The organism is Alcaligenes sp. 13f (genome assembly GCF_020496585.1).
Taxonomy (GTDB): Bacteria; Pseudomonadota; Gammaproteobacteria; order Burkholderiales; family Burkholderiaceae_B; genus Alcaligenes; species Alcaligenes phenolicus.
Genome location: NZ_JAHKKC010000008.1, coordinates 106451 through 127559, shown reverse-complemented (window position 1 = coordinate 127559; position 21109 = coordinate 106451). Strand labels below are relative to the sequence as shown.

21 protein-coding genes are annotated in these 21109 nt (G+C 58.6%); 12 read left to right on the top strand and 9 right to left on the bottom strand.

Annotation, left to right across the window (positions count from 1 at the left end; translation table 11 throughout):
- Nucleotides 1–24 precede the first annotated feature (24 nt).
- Nucleotides 25–1215, top strand: a complete 1191-nt coding sequence (locus KOE80_RS09050; protein ID WP_319002401.1) for a phosphoglycerate kinase — start codon at nucleotides 25–27, stop codon at nucleotides 1213–1215.
- A 64-nt stretch (nucleotides 1216–1279) separates the two neighbouring features.
- On the opposite strand, the gene KOE80_RS09045 is transcribed toward KOE80_RS09050, so the two are convergent.
- Both KOE80_RS09045 and KOE80_RS09040 read right to left on the bottom strand, forming a co-directional pair.
- Nucleotides 1280–1552 (bottom strand): type II toxin-antitoxin system HicB family antitoxin, encoded by a 273-nt coding sequence (locus KOE80_RS09045; RefSeq protein WP_226348942.1) that lies wholly within the window; start codon nucleotides 1550–1552, stop codon nucleotides 1280–1282.
- Entirely contained in the window at nucleotides 1542–2384 is an 843-nt protein-coding gene (locus KOE80_RS09040; RefSeq protein WP_080723725.1) for an NAD-dependent epimerase/dehydratase family protein, read from the bottom strand. Before KOE80_RS09040 ends, KOE80_RS09045 begins: the two co-directional genes overlap by 11 nt.
- A gap of 75 nt (nucleotides 2385–2459) precedes the next feature.
- Here KOE80_RS09040 and KOE80_RS09035 point away from each other — a divergent pair, with 75 nt between their 5' ends.
- The 8 genes from KOE80_RS09035 (at nucleotide 2460) to KOE80_RS09000 (ending at nucleotide 10644) form a co-directional block, all read left to right on the top strand.
- Nucleotides 2460–3902, top strand: coding sequence for an aldehyde dehydrogenase family protein (locus KOE80_RS09035; protein ID WP_226348941.1), 1443 nt, complete (start codon nucleotides 2460–2462; stop codon nucleotides 3900–3902).
- Nucleotides 3903–4038: 136 nt separating this feature from the next.
- Nucleotides 4039–4797 carry an SDR family oxidoreductase gene (locus tag KOE80_RS09030; protein WP_009455130.1) on the top strand — a complete coding sequence of 253 codons (759 nt, stop codon included), beginning with the start codon at nucleotides 4039–4041 and terminating at the stop codon, nucleotides 4795–4797.
- Between the two features lie 80 nt (nucleotides 4798–4877).
- The gene (gene mog / locus KOE80_RS09025) at nucleotides 4878–5507 is read left to right on the top strand and encodes a molybdopterin adenylyltransferase (RefSeq protein ID WP_042483318.1); all 630 of its coding nucleotides are present in this window, start codon (nucleotides 4878–4880) and stop codon (nucleotides 5505–5507) included.
- 81 nt (nucleotides 5508–5588) lie between these two features.
- A complete protein-coding gene (gene fba / locus KOE80_RS09020) occupies nucleotides 5589–6653 on the top strand; it encodes a class II fructose-bisphosphate aldolase (protein WP_009455128.1) in 1065 nt (354 codons plus the stop codon).
- 139 nt (nucleotides 6654–6792) lie between these two features.
- Nucleotides 6793–7674, top strand: coding sequence for a phosphoribosylaminoimidazolesuccinocarboxamide synthase (locus KOE80_RS09015; RefSeq protein ID WP_009455127.1), 882 nt, complete (start codon nucleotides 6793–6795; stop codon nucleotides 7672–7674).
- 242 nt (nucleotides 7675–7916) lie between these two features.
- The gene (purE, locus tag KOE80_RS09010) at nucleotides 7917–8429 is read left to right on the top strand and encodes a 5-(carboxyamino)imidazole ribonucleotide mutase (protein WP_226348940.1); all 513 of its coding nucleotides are present in this window, start codon (nucleotides 7917–7919) and stop codon (nucleotides 8427–8429) included.
- Nucleotides 8430–8444: 15 nt separating this feature from the next.
- Entirely contained in the window at nucleotides 8445–9626 is a 1182-nt protein-coding gene (locus tag KOE80_RS09005) for a 5-(carboxyamino)imidazole ribonucleotide synthase (protein WP_413228929.1), read from the top strand.
- A complete protein-coding gene (locus tag KOE80_RS09000) occupies nucleotides 9619–10644 on the top strand; it encodes an L-threonylcarbamoyladenylate synthase (RefSeq protein WP_226348938.1) in 1026 nt (341 codons plus the stop codon). Before KOE80_RS09005 ends, KOE80_RS09000 begins: the two co-directional genes overlap by 8 nt.
- 65 nt (nucleotides 10645–10709) lie before the next feature.
- Here the strand turns inward: KOE80_RS09000 and KOE80_RS08995 are convergent, their stop codons facing one another.
- Entirely contained in the window at nucleotides 10710–11525 is an 816-nt protein-coding gene (locus KOE80_RS08995; protein WP_226348937.1) for an alpha/beta fold hydrolase, read from the bottom strand.
- 453 nt (nucleotides 11526–11978) lie between these two features.
- On the opposite strand from KOE80_RS08995, the gene KOE80_RS08990 reads away from it, so the two are divergent.
- Nucleotides 11979–12425 (top strand): MaoC family dehydratase, encoded by a 447-nt coding sequence (locus tag KOE80_RS08990; protein WP_226348936.1) that lies wholly within the window; start codon nucleotides 11979–11981, stop codon nucleotides 12423–12425.
- A 239-nt stretch (nucleotides 12426–12664) separates the two neighbouring features.
- Here KOE80_RS08990 and KOE80_RS08985 read toward each other — a convergent pair whose 3' ends face one another.
- Nucleotides 12665–13858 (bottom strand): acyl-CoA dehydrogenase, encoded by a 1194-nt coding sequence (locus tag KOE80_RS08985; RefSeq protein WP_022983442.1) that lies wholly within the window; start codon nucleotides 13856–13858, stop codon nucleotides 12665–12667.
- A gap of 290 nt (nucleotides 13859–14148) precedes the next feature.
- On the opposite strand from KOE80_RS08985, the gene KOE80_RS08980 reads away from it, so the two are divergent.
- Together KOE80_RS08980 and ggt are read left to right on the top strand one after the other, a co-directional pair.
- On the top strand, nucleotides 14149–15030 hold the full coding sequence (locus KOE80_RS08980) for a LysR substrate-binding domain-containing protein (protein WP_088451068.1): 882 nt from the start codon (nucleotides 14149–14151) through the stop codon (nucleotides 15028–15030).
- Entirely contained in the window at nucleotides 15027–16772 is a 1746-nt protein-coding gene (gene ggt / locus KOE80_RS08975) for a gamma-glutamyltransferase (protein ID WP_226348935.1), read from the top strand. Before KOE80_RS08980 ends, ggt begins: the two co-directional genes overlap by 4 nt.
- Nucleotides 16773–17090: 318 nt before the next feature.
- Here the strand turns inward: ggt and purU are convergent, their stop codons facing one another.
- The 5 genes from purU to KOE80_RS08950 form a co-directional block, all read right to left on the bottom strand.
- On the bottom strand, nucleotides 17091–17945 hold the full coding sequence (gene purU / locus KOE80_RS08970; protein WP_221080299.1) for a formyltetrahydrofolate deformylase: 855 nt from the start codon (nucleotides 17943–17945) through the stop codon (nucleotides 17091–17093).
- Between the two features lie 25 nt (nucleotides 17946–17970).
- Nucleotides 17971–19086, bottom strand: a complete 1116-nt coding sequence (locus KOE80_RS08965) for an NAD(P)/FAD-dependent oxidoreductase (protein ID WP_226348934.1) — start codon at nucleotides 19084–19086, stop codon at nucleotides 17971–17973.
- A gap of 88 nt (nucleotides 19087–19174) precedes the next feature.
- Complete coding sequence (locus KOE80_RS08960; protein WP_045930932.1) at nucleotides 19175–19687, bottom strand: flavin reductase family protein; 513 nt, start codon at nucleotides 19685–19687, stop codon at nucleotides 19175–19177.
- Nucleotides 19688–19726: 39 nt separating this feature from the next.
- Nucleotides 19727–20359: a pyridoxamine 5'-phosphate oxidase gene (gene pdxH / locus KOE80_RS08955; protein WP_226348933.1), complete on the bottom strand. Its 633-nt coding sequence runs from the start codon at nucleotides 20357–20359 to the stop codon at nucleotides 19727–19729.
- A gap of 9 nt (nucleotides 20360–20368) precedes the next feature.
- Nucleotides 20369–21040 (bottom strand): gamma-glutamylcyclotransferase, encoded by a 672-nt coding sequence (locus KOE80_RS08950; protein WP_042483350.1) that lies wholly within the window; start codon nucleotides 21038–21040, stop codon nucleotides 20369–20371.
- Nucleotides 21041–21109 lie beyond the last annotated feature (69 nt).

Genomic DNA, 21109 nt, shown 5'->3' with positions numbered 1-21109 from the left:
CGTTAATTCCCAGAACAAAAAACCATGTCTACAAGCATCAAGACCTTGTCTGCGCTGGCCGAAACGGACGCGCTGCGAGGCAAGCGGGTATTTATCCGCTCTGATCTGAATGTCCCTCTGCAAGACGGACGTATTACCGAAGACACGCGCGTGCGTGCCTCGGTACCTGCCATTCGCATGGCGCTGGATGCCGGCGCTGCGGTGATGGTCACGTCTCACCTGGGTCGCCCTAAAGAAGGCGAGTGCCAGCCTGTGGATTCGCTGGAACCCGTGGTGCAACGTTTGTCCGAGTTGTTGGGCATGCCCGTTGAGCTGCGTCGCAATTGGCTGGATGGCGTGCAAGTGTCGCCCGGTCAGGTGGTCTTGCTGGAGAACTGCCGCTGCAACGTGGGGGAAAAGAAGAACGATCCCGAGTTGGCTCGCAAAATGGCAGCCTTGTGTGACGTTTACGTAAACGACGCCTTTGGTACGGCTCACCGTGCTGAAGCGACTACTGAAGGTATCGCCCGCTTTGCCCCCATGGCTTGCGCCGGTCCCTTGCTGGAAGCCGAGTTGAAGGCCTTGGGCCGCGCTTTGAATCAGCCCGCCCGTCCTTTGGTTGCGATTGTGGGTGGTGCCAAGGTGTCCACCAAACTGTCCATCCTGCGCGCTTTGGCGGAAAAGGTTGACCAACTGGTGGTCGGCGGCGGCATCGCCAATACCTTCATGATGGCCAGCGGCCTGTCCGTGGGCAAATCCCTGGTGGAAGAAAGCCAGCTGGAAGAAGCCCGCGAAGTGATCCGCATCATGAAAGAGCGCGGTGCAGAAGTACCTATCCCTGTGGATGTGGTGTGCGCCAAGTCCTTTGCTGCCGATGCAGCGGCTGAAATCAAGGCTGCTGATCAGGTCCAGGACGATGACATGATTCTGGACGTGGGCCCGCAAACGGCTCAGCAGATCGCTGACATCATTGTCAAAGCGGGCACAGTGGTCTGGAACGGCCCTCTGGGCGTGTTCGAGTTCCCGGCTTTCGCACAAGGCACCGAAACCCTGTCGCGTGCGATTGCAGGCTCCAAGGCCTTCTCGATTGCTGGCGGTGGCGACACCCTGGCAGCGATTGCCCAGTTCAACATCGGCGAAGATGTGGACTACATCTCCACCGGCGGCGGCGCATTCCTGGAATTCCTGGAAGGCAAGCGCTTGCCAGCCGTGGCTGCGTTGGAAGACAAGGCTTAAGCCTGTCTTTGCTTTGCAAGAAAAAGCCAGTCAACGAAAGTTGGCTGGCTTTTTTGTTTTTTGCCTACTTGGATAGCTCAATCTCGACCATCATCCAAAATCCCTCTTTATAGTCCTCGTGCTCTAACCAGTCTTCAGGTGTGGTCGGTGAGGGGAGGGGGGAGCTATCACCGAAGCAGTGTGCCTTAACCGCTTCTTGGGCAACCCGAGCAAGATTCTGTAATTCATCAGCTGCTGCAAAACAGCCTGGGAAGTCGGGGAAGCGCGCGCCATAGGCGCTATGTTCATCCTTGTGCACGTGGAGTGGATAGAGCATGGACTGCGCTTCACGCCCCATCTTTAATCAACTGAGCATACCCTTGCATCGCATCCGGCCAATCCAGCTGAAAGCCGCTGTCCAGCAGTCGCTGGTTGCTCAGGCGTTTGCCACCTTCATTGGATTGGCGTCGTTCTGGGTGGGCCACTTCCAGTAGATCCGCCAGTCCGTCATACAGTTCGGTAATCCGATAAGGGCGGCTATCCGTACCTATGTAGCAAGGGAAGGGCGCGGGAGTGCGCAGCAGGTGCCAGCAGGCGCGCGCGGCGTCTTCAATATGCAGGCGGTTGGCCCAGTGCTCCGGGTCGTCCGGCACGGTGGCACGGCCTTCACGCAGGCGGTCCAGCAATTGGGTACGACCTGGACCGTACAGGCCGCTTGGGCGGATGACGACGGCTTGAGCCGGGATGCGGTGGTGCAGCAGCTGCTCGGCCTCCAGCAGTACTCGGCCATTGAATTGCGTAGGCTCTGTAGGCGAGTTCTCGTCCACCCATTCAGTGCTCGGCCCGTAGACGGCGCTGGACGATACAAAGACAAAGCGTTTCAGGGCTTTCAGGTCCAGCTCGTTGAGCAGGTTTTCCAGACCGTGCAGAAATACCCGCTCATAAGCAGCCTGGCTACGCTGGTCGGGAGAGACAGCGTAAAGTACGTGGGTGATTTTGCGGTGTTTCAGGCGCAGGGAGGTGGGCTCGCTCAAATCGGCTTCCACCCATTCAATTCCGCTGTGATCGTCCAGGGGGATGTGGCGACGCAGGCCGATCACCGGCCATTCGTGTTGGCGGGCCAGCTTCCCGGTGCGGGTGCCCAGATCGCCAGCGCCCGCTAAGAGCAAAGTACGTTGTCGAGAGTCCAAAGCAGCAAGTCCTTGAGTAGAATGATCTCGAGCAGGGCTCGATTGGCTGAGATAACAATAGCATTGGAGGCGGTCATGGAGTGTCGCAATTGGATTGACGGACAGCAACTTGGCGCGGAGGGCGGTGGTTTGCTACCGGTTATCGACCCCTCCACAGGCGAGACTTTCGCCCGCCTGGCGCAGTCGTCCGAGGTGGATATTGATTGGGCCGTACAGGCCGCCCGCCGCGCCTGCCAGGGGCCGTGGAGCCGCCTGACTGCCGCTCAGCGCAGCCAGTTGTTGCTGCGTTGCGCCCGAACATTGTCTGATGCCCGAGAGGAGCTGGCGCGGCTGGAATCCCGCGATACCGGCAAGCCTTTGCGTCAGGCCCAGTCCGATGCTGCTGCCATTGTCCGCTATTTTGAGTTCTATGCGGGCGCGGTGGACAAGTTGCATGGTCAAACCATTCCGCTGGGCTGGGAGATGACGGCCTTTACCTTGCGTGAACCCTTAGGCGTTACCGCGCATATCATTCCCTGGAATTACCCCTTGCAGATTTTTGGGCGCAGCGTGGCCGCGTCCCTGGCAGCGGGCAATACCTGCGTGGTGAAACCGGCAGAAGATGCCAGCCTGTCCTTGCTGCGGGTGGCCGAGCTGTTGCACGAAGCGGGTTTGCCAGCGGGTGTGCTGAATATCTGCACGGGGTTGGGGAGCGAGGCCGGGCAGGCCTTGTCCGCACATCCTGATATCAATCACATTTCCTTTACCGGCTCTCCCGGCACGGGCCGTCAGGTGGCCTTGCAGGCGGCGCAGAATTTTGTGCCGGTCACCTTGGAGCTGGGCGGCAAGTCTCCACAAATCGTGTTCTCGGATGCGGATCTGGATGCCGCTTTGCCGGTCGTGGTCAATGCGATCGTGCAGAACGCGGGGCAGACGTGCTCGGCGGGCAGCCGGGTGCTGATTCAGCGCGCTATCTATGGCGACTTTACCGAGCGTCTGGCCGAAGCCTTCAAGGCGCTGCTGACCGGCGCGGCCAGTGACAATCTGGATTGCGGTCCCCTGATCAGTGCACAGCAGCAGGCACGGGTCCGTTTCTATCTGGAGAATCTGGACCAGGACGGTATTGTGGTGCTGGCCCAGGGCAAGCTGGACTCCAAAGCCCCGGCGGGTGGCTTCTACCAGGTACCTGTTTTATTGGGCCATGTGCCTGTTGAACATCGACTGGCGCAGGAGGAAATCTTTGGTCCGGTTCTGATCGCCCAGCCCTTCGGCACAGAGGAAGAGGCCATCGCCATGGCCAATGGCACGCCTTACAGTCTGGTGGCCGGGGTCTGGACCCGCGACGGGGCCCGTCAGGTGCGTATGGCCAGACAGCTGCGGGCCGGCCAGGTCTTTGTGAATAATTACGGCGCAGCAGGCGGGGTAGAGCTGCCTTTTGGCGGAACGGGTCAGTCTGGCATAGGCCGCGAGAAGGGTTTCGAAGCCTTGTACGCCCTGACTTCCCTGAAAACGGTTGCGCTACGTCATGCGGCCAGCTGATCGTAGGGGTATTTAGGGGTAAGCGCGGCTGTGGCGGTACGGGTTTTCTGGCAGCATGGCAGCTGAACGCTAAACAGGTTTCACCAATGGCGGCGCAAGGCCGCCATTTCTATATAAAAAGCAGAAGGAGACAAACATGCGATTGCAAGACAAAGTGGCTATCGTGACGGGCGGTGCATCGGGTTTTGGCCTGGGCATTGCACAGCGCTTTGCACGCGAAGGAGCGCGTGTACTGATTGCCGACCTGAATGCAGAGCAAGGGCAGGCCGCAGCAGCCCAGATTCAGGCACAGGGTGGTCAGGCCATTTTTGCCGCTTGCGATGTCTCGCAAGGGGACGAAGTTCATGCCCTGTTGGATATTGCCCTGCGCGAATGCGGCGGGCTGCATATTGTGGTGAACAATGCGGGCACCACGCATCGGAACAAGCCTTTGCTGGAAGTCAGCGAAAGCGAGTTCGATCTGGTCTATGCCGTTAACGTGAAAAGCATTTACTGGACCGCGAAGCATTTTGTGCCCTATCTGCGCGCCCAGGGCTCGGGTTCCTTCATTAATATTGCGTCCACTGCAGCCTTGCGTCCGCGCCCCGGACTAGTCTGGTATAACGGCACCAAAGGTGCAGTCGTGACCATCAGCAAGGGCATGGCGGCAGAGTTGGGGCCGGATAACATTCGGGTCAATTGCATTAATCCGGTGATTGGTGACACGGCGTTGCTGGAACAGTTCATGGGTATGCCCGATACGCCGGAAAACCGCAGCCGCTTTTTGGCGGGAATTCCGCTGGGACGTTTTTGCACACCCAAGGACGTGGCCGCAGCGGCGCTGTATCTGGCCTCGGACGAGGCCGAGTTCATTACCGGCACCTGCATCGAGGTAGACGGCGGCCGTTGTATTTAAGCCCCACTGCGATTCGTTACAATCGTGCTATTGGCAGGCCCGTTCAGGGCCTGTAGTTTATTTCGCTTCCAAGGAAAAGCATGACATTCAATCGACAGTCTCCCCGCGAGCATCCGGATCAATTGCGTATCGGCTTGGTGTCGGTTTCGGATCGCGCCTCCAGCGGACAGTACCAGGATCAAGGCATACCGGCGCTGCGTCGTTGGCTGGACTCGGCCTTGACGGTCGCGCCTGCCTATCTGGAGCGGCTGATTCCCGACGAGCGTGCCCAGATTACCGGCACTCTGGTCGAGCTGGTGGAAGCGGGTTGCGACCTGATTTTGACCACCGGCGGCACCGGCCCGGCCCGTCGCGATGTGACGCCGGAGGCGACTCTGGACGCTGGAACGCGCGAAATGCCCGGATTCGGTGAACAGATGCGCCAAATCAGTTTAAAATTCGTACCAACAGCGATTTTGTCGCGGCAAGTTGCGGTCATCCGAGAAATTCAGGACCACGCTGCTCTGATTATCAATCTGCCTGGGCAGCCCAAAGCCATTCAGGAAACTCTGGAAGGATTACGGGATACGGAAACCGGACAAGTATTGGTGCCGGGTATTTTTGCAGCTGTCCCGTATTGCATCGACCTGATTGGTGGACCTTACGCACAAACTCACGAGCATGTGGTCAATGCGTTCCGCCCCAAGTCGGCGCGCCGGACCGCCAGTTAACACGCTTACAAACGATCGGCTGTGCACGGAACCGTGCCCGGCCAAGTTTTTCAATTATTTTAGTCTTCAGGAGGTCTTCTCATGGCCCTAGTTTCCATGCGCCAGCTGCTCGATCACGCGGCCGAGCACGGTTATGGTATTCCAGCGTTCAACGTCAATAACCTGGAGCAGGTCCAGGCCATTATGGAAGCCGCCTCGGAGACGGATAGCCCCGTCATCATGCAGGCATCGGCCGGTGCCCGTAAATACGCAGGCGAAGCGTTTCTGCGTCACCTGATCGAAGCTGCTGTCGAGTCCTACCCCAACATCCCTGTGGTGATGCACCAGGACCACGGCCAGTCCCCCGAGATTTGCAAAGGCGCCATCGAGCTGGGTTTCTCCAGCGTGATGATGGACGGCTCCCTGTTGCCCGACGGCAAGACGATTGCCGACTTTGAGTACAACGTGGAAGTCACCCGCAAAGTGGTCGAAATGGCTCACAAGCTGGGCGTGACGGTTGAAGGCGAACTGGGCTGCCTGGGTTCCCTGGAAACCATGCAGGGTGACAAGGAAGACGGCCACGGCGCTGACGGCGTTCTGACTCTGGACCAGTTGCTGACCGACCCCGAGCAGGCTGCTGAATTTGTGACACGCACTCAACTGGACGCACTGGCCATCGCCATCGGTACCAGCCACGGTGCTTACAAGTTCACCCGCAAGCCTACCGGCGATATTCTGTCCATCGAGCGCGTGAAAGAAATTCACCGTCGTTTGCCCAACACTCACCTGGTGATGCACGGCAGCTCCAGCGTGCCTCAGGAACTGCTGGCTGAAATCCGCCAGTTCGGTGGCAACATGAAAGAAACCTACGGCGTGCCTGTGGAAGAAATTCAGGAAGCCATCAAGTACGGCGTGCGCAAGGTCAATATCGACACCGATATCCGTTTGGCCATGACCGCTGCCATCCGTCGTTTCCTGTTCGAAAACCCCGAGAAATTCGACCCACGCGAATACCTGAAACCTGCTCGCGAAGCCGCCAAGAAAGTGTGCGTGGCCCGCTACCAGCAGTTCGGCGCCGCCGGTCAGGCCTCCAAGATCAAGGCCATTCCTTTGCAGGAAATCGCCCGCCAGTACAGCACCGGCGAGCTGTCCCAGATCGTTCAGTAATTTTGTCAGGCGGAGCAGGAGTGGGCAGCACGACTGCCCGCCCCGATCTCCGCGTCTTTGCCCGGTGCCGCAGGCGCCGGGATTGTCGTCCCGCCTGCATCCATAGTCAGCGGGATGTTTTCGTTTTAAGGATGAAATCGTGCAAGAGCCCTTACATCAATCCAGCCTGAGCTCCCTGCCGCTACTCGCGCGCGGCAAAGTTCGGGACATGTATGCGGTGGGTGAGGACAAGTTGTTGATTGTGGCCAGTGATCGCATTTCGGCATTCGATGTGATTCTGGACGACCCCATTCCCGGCAAGGGCGCTGTCTTGACGCAGATGACCGAGTTCTGGCTGAACAAGCTGGCACACATCATCCCTAATCACACGACGGGCGTGAACCCGGTTGATGTGGTGGCGCCTGAAGAGCGCGCCCAAGTGGAAGGCCGCTCCATGGTGGTCAAGCGCTTGAAGCCCATCATGGTGGAAGCGGTGGCTCGTGGTTACCTGATCGGTTCGGGCTGGAAAGACTACCAGGCTACCGGCGCGGTATGTGGCATCACCTTGCCTGCAGGACTGAAGCAAGCGGCCAAGCTGCCTCATGTGCTGTTTACGCCGGCTGCCAAAGCAGAAATGGGCTCGCATGACGAGAACGTGGATTTCGCCCATGTGGTCAAGGAAGTCGGTCAGGAGCTGGCCGAGCAAATCCGTGATGTGACCTTGCGTTTGTACACCGAAGCTGCTGACTATGCGGCCAGCCGTGGCATTCTGATTGCCGATACCAAATTTGAGTTTGGCCTGGACGATCAAGGCCAGCTGCATTTGATGGACGAAGTGCTGACCCCGGATTCCTCGCGTTTCTGGCCAGCCGACAGCTACGCCGAAGGCATCAGCCCACCGTCTTACGACAAGCAATTTGTGCGCGATTGGCTGGAGACCCAGGTTTGGGACAAGACGCCACCCGCTCCTCGCTTGCCTGCTGAGGTGGCCGAGCGTACGGCTGACAAATACCGCGAAGCCCTGGAACGCCTGACAGCGTGAACGGTTTGCAGCCCGGACAGGCGCTCGCCGTAAACGAGCTGCCTGCTCGTCCTCCGCAGGGTGCCAAGCGGCTGCATGTCCTTGGACAACTTAGCTACAGCGAGCCGGGCTTTTGGGGAGGGCGATGGGCAGAGCAAAGTCTGCCTCGCCGGAAAACCCATCATTGGATGGACCCTGCTGTTTTTCTATTTACCAAGGCGCCTGGCAGCATGGCGCCTTCTTCCTTTTAGGGCGTATCTCTAATGAGCGTACAAACTCCTGCGGTCCCCACAGTGGGCATTGTGATGGGTTCCTCCAGCGACTGGGATGTCATGAGCCAGGCTGTGGCCATTCTGGACGAATTTGGCGTGTCCTATGAGTGCCGTGTGGTCTCTGCCCACCGCATGCCGATTGATATGGTGGACTATGGTGCCCAGGCTCCGGCCCGTGGCCTGAAAGCCATTATTGCCGGTGCAGGCGGCGCGGCTCACTTGCCCGGCATGCTGGCTGCCCTGACGCACTTGCCCGTGTTTGGCGTACCTGTACCTTCGCGCTACCTGCGTGGTGAAGATTCCCTGCTGTCGATTGTGCAAATGCCCAAGGGCGTGCCGGTTGCCACCTTCGCCATTGGTGAGGCCGGTGCCGCCAATGCCGCGCTGCACGTGATTGCCAATCTGGCGGTCAACGATGCTGTGCTGACTGAAAAACTGATTGCGTACCGTGCCCGCCAGACCGAGGCCGCCCGAGCTATGCGTGTTCCTCCTGCTACTGCCTGATTTTATTTTGTGATGATGACCCCCATGACTGATGTTGCCCTTCTGGTCCCTGGCTCCTGGCTGGGCATGATTGGAGGCGGCCAACTGGGCCGCATGTTCTGCCATAGCGCCCAAAGCCTGGGCTACAAGGTGGCCGTGCTGGACCCGGACACCCATAGCCCTGCAGGCGCGGTGGCGGATCTGCATATCTGTGCGGCCTACGATGACGCCCAAGCGCTTTCCCGTCTGGGGGACTTGAGCCAAGCCGTCAGTACCGAGTTCGAGAACGTCCCGGCGCAGTCCTTGCTGACCTTGGCCAAGCACACACGAGTCACACCGTCTGGTGATGCCGTAGGTATTGTGCAGGATCGTATTCGTGAAAAAGCCTTTATCGCGCAGGCCGGTGTGCCGGTGGCTCCTTATGCGGCCATCGAAAGCCTGGACGATTTGCAGGCCGCTGACAGCGCCTTGTTCCCCGGCATTTTGAAGACTGCGCGTTTTGGTTACGACGGCAAGGGTCAGGCACGTGTGGCAGACCGTGAACAGGCGCTGGCTGCCTTCAAGGAGTTCGGTTCCCAGGCCTGTGTGCTGGAAGCCCTGCAACCCTTGAAATCCGAAATTTCGGTTGTTCTGGCTCGTGGCCTGGACGATCAGGTCAAAACCTTCCCATGTGCCCGTAATGAGCACCGTGATGGCATTTTGGCCGTGTCCACCATCAGCGCCCAGTTTCAGGATGATGCCTTGTCCGAGCAGGCACGTCAGGCGGCTGCCGCTATCGCCCGTACGCTGGACTACGTGGGTGTCTTGTGTGTTGAGTTCTTCATTCTGGAAGATGGCCGTTTGTTAGCCAATGAGGTGGCTCCCCGTCCGCACAATAGCGGTCACTACACCATGAACGCCTGCGTCACCAGCCAGTTTGAACAGCAAGCCCGCGTGATGGCGGCCTTGCCTTTGGGTGATACCAGCGCTTTGTGTCCTTCCATGATGCTCAACATCCTGGGCGATATCTGGTTTGATGAACAGGGCCAGATGCGTGAACCTGATTGGGCTGCCTTGCTGGCTGTGCCTGGCGTGTCCTTGCACCTGTACGGCAAGGCCGAGGCCCGTGTTGGCCGCAAGATGGGTCACGTCAATATTGTGGGCGAGTCGGATCAGCAAGTGCGTGAACGCACTGCCCGAGCCGCCGCTGCCTTGCGTATCGCGTTTGATCATGAGTGATTCCACCCGTAGCCCTTCCGAGCAGCAGATAGAGCAAGCCGCCCGTGTGCTGGCACAAGGGGGGCTGGTGGCCTTTCCAACCGAGACAGTCTACGGTCTGGGCGCGGATGCAGAAAACCCGGCGGCGGTGCAACTGATTTACAAGGCCAAGGGCCGCCCTGCGAATCATCCCTTGATTGTGCACGTGGCCCCTGGTGCCGACTTGCGTTATTGGGTGACGGATATTCCGCCCGTGGCGCAGCAATTGATTGATGCCTTCTGGCCGGGTCCTTTGACGCTGATCTTGCCGCGCAATCCGGCTATTCCGGATACGGTCAGTGGCGGGCAAAGCAGCATTGGTATTCGTTGCCCTTCCCATCCGGTGGCACAGGCTTTGCTCAAGCGCATGGCAGAACTCAAGCCCAGCGGACAGGCAGGAGTAGCAGCACCTTCGGCCAACAAGTTTGGTCAGGTATCGCCTACGGCTGCCAGCCATGTACGCGATGAATTCGCGGACATGGGTGCAGAGGAACTGCTGATTGTGGAAGCGGGCCCGTCGGAAGTGGGCATCGAGTCCACCATTGTGGACGTGTCGCGTACTCATCAAGGTGTGGGTGCCGTGCTTTTGCGGCCTGGCCACATTAGCGCCGCCATGATTGCCGAGGTTATCGGCTACGAACCCGCCAGCCCGGATCAACAAGCCCCACAGGTTTCGGGCAGCTTGAAAGCGCACTATGCGCCTCGTACCCCTTTATCTTTGTTTGATGAAGACAGCGCGGCTGCGGTGCAGGCTGCTTTGAGCCAGGGGGGCAAGCAGGCCATTGTCGCTTTTGCCTCCTTGCCGCCATTTTCGGCGGAGGTGCACGACTGGTATGTGTGCAGCCCGGATGCGCAGCTTTATGCCCAGGACTTGTACGCTATGTTGCGTCGTCTGGACCAAGGCCAGTACCAACATATTTGGGTGCAGCGTTGCCCGGATACGCCGGACTGGCAGGCGGTCAATGACCGCCTGGGCCGAGCAGCAGCAGCCTTTGAATAAGTCTGCTGTTTAGTAGTGCGTGTGTGCTTTAAGGGCTGAGCTTAGGGACTGAGTGAGTTCGCTACTTAGCGGGCTGTTCGTTTCAGAAAGTCCACAATCGCCTGGTTCACCTGCGCTTCCTTATCCCGGTAGGGCAGGTGACCGCATTGCTCCAGTTCCAGCAGCTCGGTGTGGGGCACCAGCTCCTTGATGCGGCGAATCTGTTCCAGCGTGCCGTATTCATCATCCACGCCCTGAATCGCCAGAATCGGGCAGGTGATACGGCTGACCTCTTGTTCAATATTCCAGTCGCGGAACCGGGGATCTGTCCAGGTGGCGTTCCAGCCCCAGAAAGCGGATTCCACATCATCGTGATAGCGGCCCAGACGTTCGCGTAAAAAACCTTGCTCGTAGGCTTCGCGGGCGACCAGAATGCCGCGCAAGGAAATATCCTCTACAAACAGGTGCGGGGCCATCACCACAATGCCTTGCAGCTTGTCGCTAAAGCCGCTGGCCGCCAGCAGGGCAATCGAGCCACCATCGCTGTGGCCAACCAGCACAATCGGGCGCTTCTTGCCGTCTTCACCCAGTTGCTCCAGCAATTGGGGCAGCACCTCCAGCGACTGCTCATGCAGGTAGTCTGGCTCTTTGGGGCTATTGTCCGGGCGCGGGGTGCTGCGGCCATATCCATAGCGGGAGTACATCAGGCCGCTGCAGCCGGTTTGCTCGCACAACTGTGCCGGCCAGTCTTTCCACATGGCAATCGAGCCCAGACCTTCGTGCAGGAACACCAGCAAAGGGGCGGTTTCCCGTTCGGGGGCAATGCGTTGATATTCCAGCTGGATGGCTTGTGAGCCTTGAATCAGGCTCGCAAATTGCAAAGATGAATCGAGTGTTGTCATAGCCTTGGTTGTGCATAGCCCCGAACAAACCGGGCGCTCAGGTAATTAATAATCAGGAAACTCTCTTTATGCCATAGATTGGTATAAGACGCACAGGCTGGCTTCTCCTGATACCGGATGTGGACAGTTTGCTGCGGTTTGTGGCGCAGTAGGGGCAGGGGCTGCAAATTCTGGCAGAGATGGTAGAGTGGCGATCTCGATCTTTTTTGCCGCCGGGCCATCCCAAGGTGAAAGCTCCCCCTTGGGGGGGGCAGCAAGCCGAAGGCGTAGCGTGGGGGCTTTTTTTGTCGCCGGGCCGCCCCAAGGCAAAAACTCCCCCTCGGGGATGAGCCCGGACACACAGCAGTCCATTTCGGACTGATGTGTGCCTGGCGAATCCGAGCGGCATGCAAGCCGCGAGGTGGAGCGCAAGCCGAAGGCGCAGCGTGGGGGCTTTTTTCGTTGTACAACAACATGAAATTTGCTGAATTTGAAGTGGGTATGCTTATCAAGCACCCACTTGTTCTTGTGACTCGCGAAGAGATGCTGGATTTCGCCCAGAAGTATGATCCGCAGTCTTTTCATATCGACGACAAGCAGGCCGAAGACGGCCATTGGGGCGGTTTGATCGCCAGTGGCTGGCTCACTTGTGGCAAAGCCATGCGCATGGCCGTGGATTCTGCCTTGCACGATTCCGAGTCCTTTGGCTCGCCGGGTCTGGAACGTCTGCGCTGGGTCTTGCCTGTGCGGGCCGGTGACTCCATTCGTCTGGAGGCCACGGTGGCATCCAAGCGTGTGTCCAGTAGCCGTTCAGATCTGGGCATCATTCGCTGGAACTGGAATGTGTTCAACCAGCGCGATGAGCTGGTGCTGGAGATGGAAGCGACCAGCATGTTTGAGTTGAAGTCCGAACAAGAATAAAAAGATCACCACAGCATAGCTTCGGTTTATCGATTTCCCAGTGGCCGCTTTGATCCTGAAGTGGCCTTGCAGCTGGAAAGAATCCCAACCCACACCAGGCTTTTTAACTCGGGTTTCCCGGCAGTAAAAACTGCGGATGCAGGCGGGGGGATGCGCCACTACTGCAGGCAATCCATCAGTTTGATCAGGCTCTGAACGGACAAGGGCAAAGCCTCTGGCTTTGCCCTGTTCGGTCTGCTTTAGAAGAAAGCCTGAATGCCGGTTTGTGCACGACCCAGAATCAGGGCGTGTACGTCGTGGGTACCTTCGTAGGTATTCACCACTTCCAGGTTGACCAGGTGGCGAGCAATGCCGAATTCGTCAGAGATACCGTTGCCACCCAGCATGTCGCGTGCCAGTCGGGCAATATCCAGTGCCTTGCCGCAGGAATTGCGCTTCATGATGGAGGTGATTTCGACGGCCGCCGTGCCTTCGTCCTTCATGCGTCCCAGACGCAGGCAGCCTTGCAGCGCCAGCGTAATCTCGGTTTGCATATCGGCCAGCTTTTTCTGGATCAACTGGTTGGCGGCCAAGGGGCGGCCAAACTGCTTGCGGTCCAGGGTGTACTGGCGGGCGGTGTGCCAGCAGGATTCGGCAGCACCCAAGGCGCCCCAGGCAATCCCGAAACGGGCCGAGTTCAGGCAGGTGAAGGGGCCACGCAAGCCCGAGACATGGGGCAGCATCTGGCTGTCTGCAATTTCCACGTCGGCCATGACAATCTCGCCGGTCAGGGAAGCGCGCAAGCCTACTTTGCCGTGAATGGCCGGGGTGGACAGACCTTTCATGCCTTTTTCCAGAATGAAGCCGCGGATCTTGCCGTCGTCGTCACCACCCACGACTTTGGCCCAGACCACCAGCACATCGGCGATGGGGGAGTTGGTAATCCAGGTCTTGTTGCCGCTCAGACGATAGCCACCGTCCACTTTTACAGCGCGGCTTTCCATGGCGCCGGGGTCCGAGCCATGATTGGGTTCAGTCAGGCCAAAGCAGCCAATCCATTGGCCGCTGGCCAGCTTGGGCAGATATTTCTGTTTTTGTTCTTCGCTGCCAAATTCAAAAATCGGCACCATGACCAAAGAGGATTGCACGCTCATCATGGAGCGGTAGCCTGAATCCACACGCTCCACTTCGCGGGCGATCAAACCATAGCTGACGTAGTTCAGACCAGCGCCGCCATAGGCTTCGGGAATGGTGGCCCCCAACAGGCCCAGCGAGCCCATCTCGGCAAAGATGGCGGGGTCAGTCTGTTCGTGGCGAAAGGCCTCCAGTACGCGTGGCAGCAGCTTTTCCTGTGCATAGGCGTGGGCGGCATCGCGCACCATGCGCTCTTCATCGCTCAACTGCTGATTCAACAGCAGGGGGTCGTCCCAATGGAAAGAGGGATTGGCAGACATAGAGGTACTCCGGGAAGATCAAAGAGGGTCAGTCAGGTGGAGCCTGGATGGGCGCCATCAATCTGGAAAATAGAAAAGAGCTGCTTCAGTATCGCTGACAGTCGCCACTATGAGCAGCAAGCGCATCTTCAGGTGGCTGTGGATCAGCGAGATCAATATAAAGTCTCAGCATAGTGTGCATAAAGCGCACAAGGCAATTGATAAAATTGCACAATGTCGTGTTCTGGCGTAACGATCCGGCTCTGCACTGAATGAGGAGGGCTGAGGCGGCATGATTAAGAGGAAGACCTATGAGACAAGGCGTACCCAGTTTGGGCGCATTACAGGCCTTTGAGGCCACGGCCCGTTTGGGGACTTTTTCCCGTGCGGCCGAGGAACTGTCCTTGACGCATAGCGCGGTGTACCGGCAGGTCAGCGGCCTGGAACAACGGCTGGGTGTGACCTTGCTGACACGGGTGCGGCGGCGTCTGGTGCTGACTCCGGCAGGGCGCGATTATGCTGCTCGCATCCGTCACCATCTGGAGCAAATCGGCAAGGATACTTTCAGCCTGATTGCACGCGCCGGTGTGGGCCGCAGCATCCATCTGGCCGTGCTGCCTACCTTGTCGACCGTCTGGTTGATGCCGCGTCTGGCCCGTTTCTCCCAGCGCTATCCGGATATCACCGTCAGCCTGTCCGTGCGTACCACCCCGTTTCAGTTTGGGGACCACCCCTTTGATGCTGCCATTTATCATGGACGGCAGTTATGGCCGCAAACCGAGGGCATCAAGCTGTTTGATGAAGGCGAACTGGTGCCGGTCTGCTCGCCCGAGCTGGCCGCCAGTGACGACTGGCAAAAGCTGGTTCACCTGCATATGTCCACGCGCCCCGATAGCTGGTCGGACTGGTATCGATCTGCCGGTCTGGAGCCTGATTTGCGTGTCAGTTCCGGCCCGCGTTACGAGCTGTTCAGCTTGGTGATGGCAGCATTGCATGCCGACATGGGCGTGGCCTTGATGCCGCGTTTTCTGGTGCAACAGGCGCTGGAGCAGGGCGAGCTGATCATGCCGCTGGACCATGCCATGCCTGTCAGTGAGGCCTATTTTTTTAGTTATCCCACGGCCAATGAGCCCAGCGAAGCGGTGCTTTTGCTGGAACAATGGCTGCTTGAGGACCAAAAGGAGAACACATGAGATTGCACTGGAAACCGGCTCTGTTGTCGGCTGCCTTGACCTTGGCTCTGGCGCTACCTGCGCACGCTCGGGAAGCAGCCAACCAGCATTCGAACCCGGAAACCGCCAGCAGTGTCATGCAGCGCGACAAGCTGGTCACCCAGAAAAGCATGGTGGTGACAGCTCACCCTTTGGCGACTCAGGCCGGTTTGCGCATTCTGGAACAGGGCGGCAGTGCGGTTGATGCGGCCATTGCGGCTCAGCTGGTGCTAGGGCTGGTGGAGCCACAGTCCTCCGGTATTGGTGGTGGCGGCTTCTTGCTGATGTTCCAGCCCAAGACCGGCTTGATGAGCTATGACGGACGGGAAACGGTGCCTGCAGCCAGCAGTCTGGATCGCTTCGAGCTGGTCGGTAAAACCATGTCCTTCAAGCAGGCGGTCAATAGTGGTCGCTCGGTAGGCGTACCGGGTTTGCTGCGTGCCCTGGAGTTGATGCATAAAGATGGTGGTGTGCTGCCGTGGGCGAATTTGTTTGACCCGGCGATTGAGCTTGCCGAGGTCGGCTTTGAGGTCAGCCCCCGTTTGAATACCTTGATTGCCGATAATCCCGAACTGGCTGACAAGGCTGCTACACGTGCCTATTTTCTGGACGAACAAGGCAAGCCCTGGCCCGTTGGCCATCGTTTGCAGAACAAGGAATATGCGCAGGTGCTGCGCTTGTTGGCCAGCCAGGGCGCACAGACTTTCTATCAAGGTGAGCTTGCTCAGGATATGGTGGCCGCCGTTGCTGCCGATCCGATTGCGGGCGATTTGGCGGTGTCCGATTTGACGCAGTACCGTGCGCTGCGCCGCGAACCCCTCTGTATGGACTGGCAGCAACTGGCGCTCTGTGGCATGGCGCCGCCCAGTTCCGGGGCTATCAGTGTGATGCAGATGTTGGGTATCTTGCAGCACACGCCCATTGCTGACGCAAAACCGCAATCTGTCGAAGCGATTCATTATTTTTCCGAAGCAGGGCGTTTGGCTTTTGCGGATCGGGATGCCTGGGTGGCTGATCCGGCGTTTGTGTCTGTGCCACAACAGGCTTTGCTGGCTCCGGAGTATCTGAAATCCCGCGCCGCCTTGATCCAGCCCGACCGATCCATGGGTCATGCCCAGCCGGGCAAGCCTTTGGCTGACTCACAAGCCGCAAGCGACAACACGCCCGAGCTGCCTTCCACCACGCATCTGTCCGTGGCGGATGACAAGGGGCAAGTGGTGTCCATGACCACGTCGGTAGAATCTGCTTTTGGCAGCAAGATCATGGTGCATGGTTTCTTGCTGAACAATCAGCTGACCGACTTTGCCTTGAGCCCCAAAGACGAAATGGGACGTTTGTCCGTGAATCGGGTGGAGCCTGGCAAGCGTCCGCGCAGTTCCATGGCACCGATGATGGTGCTGCAGGATGGTCGCCCTGTGATTGCCCTGGGTTCACCCGGTGGCAGTGCCATTATTCCTTACGTGGCTCAGGCCCTGACCGGCATGTTGATGTGGAATCTGGATGCGCAGGAAGCTGTCAGCCTGCCGCATTACGGCAGCCGCAATTGGGCGACTGAGCTGGAGGCTGGAACCGCTGTGACGGAACAGGCGCAGGCCTTGAGGGCAATGGGGCACGAGGTACGCGAGCAGCCTTTTCCCAGCGGTACGCATGTCATACGCTGGACCCAGGAAGGACTGGAAGCGGGGGTAGACCCTCGGCGTGAAGGTTTGGCGTTAGGGCAATAAGCAGCGCTGGTAGCCGTGTGCCCGAGGTAAACATGGGCCTTGCCTACGAGACATGCTGCAAGCGCATGTTGGAATTGGGCAAGCAGTCAGTATTCGGGAGAGGCTGTTGGCGATTTGAACCAGATATTCGTCAGAGATTGGCAGAGACAGCAGTCGATCGTTGCCAGAGGCTGGTAGAGCTAATTGCCAAGTAGCTAGCAGGCTCAAATCGTATGGCTTTTGAAAAAATGGGTGACCAGTAAAAAGCCCTTAATGCGTGGATCTATATCCACAGCATTGAGGGCTTTTTTAGGCTTAAGGTAGGCCTGATCTCGCTGCTTAGCGGAATACCACTGTGCGCTGATCGTTCAGCAAGATGCGATGCTCAACGTGGGCGCGCACGGCACGGGCCAGAACCAGAGACTCCACATCGCTACCGATCTGGGTCAGCTCAGCTGGGCTGACCGAGTGGGTGACGTGTTCCACGTCCTGTTCAATGATCGGGCCTTCGTCCAGATCAGCCGTCACGTAGTGGGCGGTAGCACCAATAATTTTCACGCCGCGGGCGTGTGCCTGGTGGTAGGGGCGTGCACCCTTGAAGCTGGGCAGGAAGCTGTGGTGGATATTGATGGCGCGGCCAGACAGGGACTGACACAGATTGGTGGACAGAATCTGCATGTAGCGGGCCAGCACAACCAGATCAATCTTCAGATCACGAGCCAGGTCGATGATTTGCTGCTCTTGCTCGGGGCGAGTTTCCGGTGTCACGGGCAGGTGATGGAAAGGAATGCCGTAAGAAGAAGCCAGACCGGCGTGGTCGGTATGGTTGGAGGCAACGGCAGCAATTTCCACCGGCAGTTGGCCGCTATGAGCGCGGAACAGCAGATCGTTCAGGCAGTGGCCCTGGCGGCTGACCAGAATCAGCAGGCGGGCTTTGCGCTGGGCGTCATAAATATTGGCGTCCATGCTGAATTTTTCAGCAATGGGGGCGAAGCTGGTTTGCAGCGCGTTGACGTCCTGCTTTTCGGGCAGGGAAAACTGGATACGCAGAAAAAAGCGGTTGGTGGCGGCGTCGCCAAACTGCTGTGCCTCAAGAATGTTGCCGTTCTGCTCTAGCAGCCAGCCCGATACGTTGTGGACAATGCCGGTACGATCCGGGCAGGATAGGGTCAAGATGTAATCGTTCATCGACAGTATTGTAAAGATTTCAGAAAAGTTTTTAAGCTGCCTGGGCCAGGGCTTCTTGGCTGTGTTGTGCAATCGCTAAACACGCGGTCAGGCCGGGGGACTCGATGCCGTACAGATTCAGCAGTCCGGGTATGCCGTGCTCGGCGGGACCCGAAAAGACAAAGTCGGCTGCCGCATGGCCTGCGGCCACAATTTTAGGCCGGATACCGCTATAGGCGGGGTTCAGGCTGTTATCAGGCAAAGCGGGCCAGTACTCGCGCACGGCCGCGTAAAAAGATTGGCCCCGCTGCGGGTCCATATCGTAGTTCTCGTCCTGCACCCATTCCGTGTCCGGGCCAAAGCGGGCCTGACCGGCCAGATCCAGCGTCAGATGCACACCCAGCCCGGCTTTATTGGGCATGGGGTAAATCAGGTGCTTGAAGGGCGAGCGACCCGCCAAAGAGAAATAGCTGCCTTTGCACAGATAGGCATTCGGGATATGGCTGGCATCCAGCCCCTCGATCTGGCGTGCGGCGGCGACCGCGCCCAAACCAGCGGCATTGATCAGGTGGGTAGTCGTCAGGCTGAAAGCTTCTGCTCCACCGACGTGGACCTCAAAACCTTGTCCGGGCAGGACACGCGCACTGACAAAGGGTGTATTGAAGACCAGTTGGGCACCGTGGTTCTCCGCATCGCCCTGCAAGGCCAGCATCAAGGCGTGGGTATCCACAATGCCGGTGGAAGGAGAGAGCAGGGCGGCGCTGCAATTCAAGGCCGGCTCCAGAGCCTGGGCCTGGGCGGCATCCAGCCACTGCAAGTCGTCCACACCACAAGCCCGCGCCTGGGCCTGCAATTTCAGCAGGTCTGCTTCCTGTTCGGGCGTAGTTGCCACAATCAGCTTGCCGCAACGGGCGTGGTCGACATGGTGTTCCTGGCAGTAGTCATACAGCCGGGCTTTGCCTTCTACGCACAGGCGGGCCTTCAGGCTGCCCGGCGTGTAGTAAATGCCCGCGTGTATGACTTCCGAGTTGCGCGAACTGACGCCATTGCCAATGCTGGCGGTTTGCTCGATCAGCAGAACCTCCATGCCTTGCTGGGCCATTTGTCGGGCGCAGGCCAAACCTACGACCCCCGCTCCCAGCACTATGCAATCGACATCGTTTGCCATGAATTAGGACCTTATTGGCGCGTTAAAGCAAAAGGCGTAGTGTACTCCCGCCATGCAGCCGTCGTCAGGGGGGCGTTGCAACACCCTGTCACGCCAGGGATGGGGTCAGGTCAAAGTCGCCCGCATGGTAAATCAGGGGCTGATGGGCGCTGCGTTCGCAGTGGGTGACTTCACCGATAAAGATCAGGTGGTCGCCTGCCTCATGCACGGCATAAGGCTTGCACTCGAACCAGGCACTGCAACGCTCGTCGTCCAGCATGGGCAAGCCGTGCGGGGAGCGTTTGGTGGGGTGATCGCGAAAGCGCTCGGCTTGTTCGCCCCAGGCAAAACGCTTGGCCAGCGATAGCTGACTGGCTCCCAACACGTGAATCACATAGCCTTCGCCGTCCACAAAATGCGGCAGGGACTGGGAGCGCTTGGCCAGCGACCACAGCACCAGAGGCGGGTCCAGGGAAACAGAGTTAAAGGAGCTGACAGTCAGGCCAATGGCCTGATCCGGGTGGTCTTTGTTGGCTCCGGTCACCACCGTCACGCCGGTGGCGAAACGGCCCAGTGCCGAACGAAAGAAGTCGCTATCGAAGGTAGAAGAAAAAACAGTCATTGCATCGAGTCTGCGGGCAGGCGTACCCAAGGGTACGTCTTAAGGAGCCAGTCGGCTCACCTGCCAGTCAGATTGGTCCTTGCGGTCGAACACCAGCCGGTCGTGCAGGCGCGAGGCACGGCCTTGCCAGAATTCGACATGGTCTGGAGTCAGTCGGAAGCCACCCCAGTGTTCAGGGCGGGCGGGATGTTCACCTAAGCTTTCAGTGTACTGCTTGGCACGGGCATCCAGCTCTGTGCGGCTGATGGGTTGGCTTTGCGGCGAGGCCCAGGCCCCAATGCGAGAGCCCAGAGGACGGCTGTGAAAGTATTCGTCGGATTCGGCCGCGCTGATGCGGCTGATGCGGCCTTCAAAGCGCACCTGGCGCTGCATGGAGGCCCAGAAAAAGGACAGGCTGGCCCAAGGGTTATGGTCCAGGTCCGTACCCTTGCGAGATTGGTAATTCGTAAAGAACACCAGGCCTTGTTCGTCGTAACCCTTGAGCAGAACAATGCGCGCCGATGGGCGACCTTCCGGGTTCACGGTGGCCAGCGTCATCGCCGTGGGTTCGACTTCCTTCAGCTCAATCGCCTGATCCAGCCAGCGTTGGAATTGCTGGCGAGGATCGGCACAGAGTTCGTTTTCGCTCAGGGAAAAGCGTTCGTATTCGTTACGCAAATCGGCAAGGGACATGGGGCGCTCTTAGGCTTGTTGAGGATTAAGCAGTGCAGTCTGGCTCTGTAGTAATTGAACCACTGATTGCAGGCGTTTATCCAGAATTTTAGAGCGTTGCAGCGCCGAGGCGGTTTCCATGACGTATTCGATGCAAGGGCCGTTGGTTCCCTGGGCCGAGTACACCACTTGTCGCAACTGTTCGTCCGGCATACGGGGGACGTAGGCGTCGGTCTTGCGGTTCATGGTAAAGACCAGGGCACGAATATCGCCCTGGCTGGTGCGGCAGCGCAACCAGCGAGGAATATAGGCACCGCTGGGCATCTCGCGCAGCCATAGGGCGTCAAATACCTTGGGTACGCTTTCGGCGGGAATACGAAAAGCCATGCCCCGGCAAGAACCGCCTACATCCAGCCCGAAAACCAGACCGGGCTGCTCGGGCGTACCGCGGTTGATACGTGACCACAAGCACAGCGCCCGGTGGTAACCGCGCAGCAAGGCTTGGCGCTGCTCGGCAAATTCAAAATCGGGACGCCAGATCAGAGAGCCGTAACCATAGACCCACAGGTCTTGTTTTTCACACCACTGCGCCTCTTCCAGGGATTGACGCAAAGAGGCGTTGCGCTCTTCGTCAGTCAGGACACGAAAGCTGCACGGTGTGGGTACGGCGGAAGGCGAGGCGGAAATAGAATCGATGTTCACGGCAAAAAGGGGTGGTAAGCCAAAATCACAGATGCTTGAAACCTATGACAATTGTAGGGCAAGCACAGT

Excerpts from the sequence above, each read along its gene's own strand:
- KOE80_RS09050 (WP_319002401.1), top strand. The coding sequence starts at position 25 with ATGTCTACAAGCATCAAGACCTTGTCTGCGCTGGCCGAAACGGACGCG.
- KOE80_RS09045 (WP_226348942.1), bottom strand. The coding sequence starts at position 1,552 with ATGGGGCGTGAAGCGCAGTCCATGCTCTATCCACTCCACGTGCACAAG.
- KOE80_RS09035 (WP_226348941.1), top strand. The coding sequence starts at position 2,460 with ATGGAGTGTCGCAATTGGATTGACGGACAGCAACTTGGCGCGGAGGGC.
- KOE80_RS09030 (WP_009455130.1), top strand. The coding sequence starts at position 4,039 with ATGCGATTGCAAGACAAAGTGGCTATCGTGACGGGCGGTGCATCGGGT.
- mog (WP_042483318.1), top strand. The coding sequence starts at position 4,878 with ATGACATTCAATCGACAGTCTCCCCGCGAGCATCCGGATCAATTGCGT.
- fba (WP_009455128.1), top strand. The coding sequence starts at position 5,589 with ATGGCCCTAGTTTCCATGCGCCAGCTGCTCGATCACGCGGCCGAGCAC.
- purE (WP_226348940.1), top strand. The coding sequence starts at position 7,917 with ATGAGCGTACAAACTCCTGCGGTCCCCACAGTGGGCATTGTGATGGGT.
- KOE80_RS09005 (WP_413228929.1), top strand. The coding sequence starts at position 8,445 with ATGACCCCCATGACTGATGTTGCCCTTCTGGTCCCTGGCTCCTGGCTG.
- KOE80_RS09000 (WP_226348938.1), top strand. The coding sequence starts at position 9,619 with ATGAGTGATTCCACCCGTAGCCCTTCCGAGCAGCAGATAGAGCAAGCC.
- KOE80_RS08995 (WP_226348937.1), bottom strand. The coding sequence starts at position 11,525 with ATGACAACACTCGATTCATCTTTGCAATTTGCGAGCCTGATTCAAGGC.
- KOE80_RS08990 (WP_226348936.1), top strand. The coding sequence starts at position 11,979 with ATGAAATTTGCTGAATTTGAAGTGGGTATGCTTATCAAGCACCCACTT.
- KOE80_RS08985 (WP_022983442.1), bottom strand. The coding sequence starts at position 13,858 with ATGTCTGCCAATCCCTCTTTCCATTGGGACGACCCCCTGCTGTTGAAT.
- KOE80_RS08980 (WP_088451068.1), top strand. The coding sequence starts at position 14,149 with ATGAGACAAGGCGTACCCAGTTTGGGCGCATTACAGGCCTTTGAGGCC.
- ggt (WP_226348935.1), top strand. The coding sequence starts at position 15,027 with ATGAGATTGCACTGGAAACCGGCTCTGTTGTCGGCTGCCTTGACCTTG.
- KOE80_RS08965 (WP_226348934.1), bottom strand. The coding sequence starts at position 19,086 with ATGGCAAACGATGTCGATTGCATAGTGCTGGGAGCGGGGGTCGTAGGT.
- KOE80_RS08960 (WP_045930932.1), bottom strand. The coding sequence starts at position 19,687 with ATGACTGTTTTTTCTTCTACCTTCGATAGCGACTTCTTTCGTTCGGCA.
- pdxH (WP_226348933.1), bottom strand. The coding sequence starts at position 20,359 with ATGTCCCTTGCCGATTTGCGTAACGAATACGAACGCTTTTCCCTGAGC.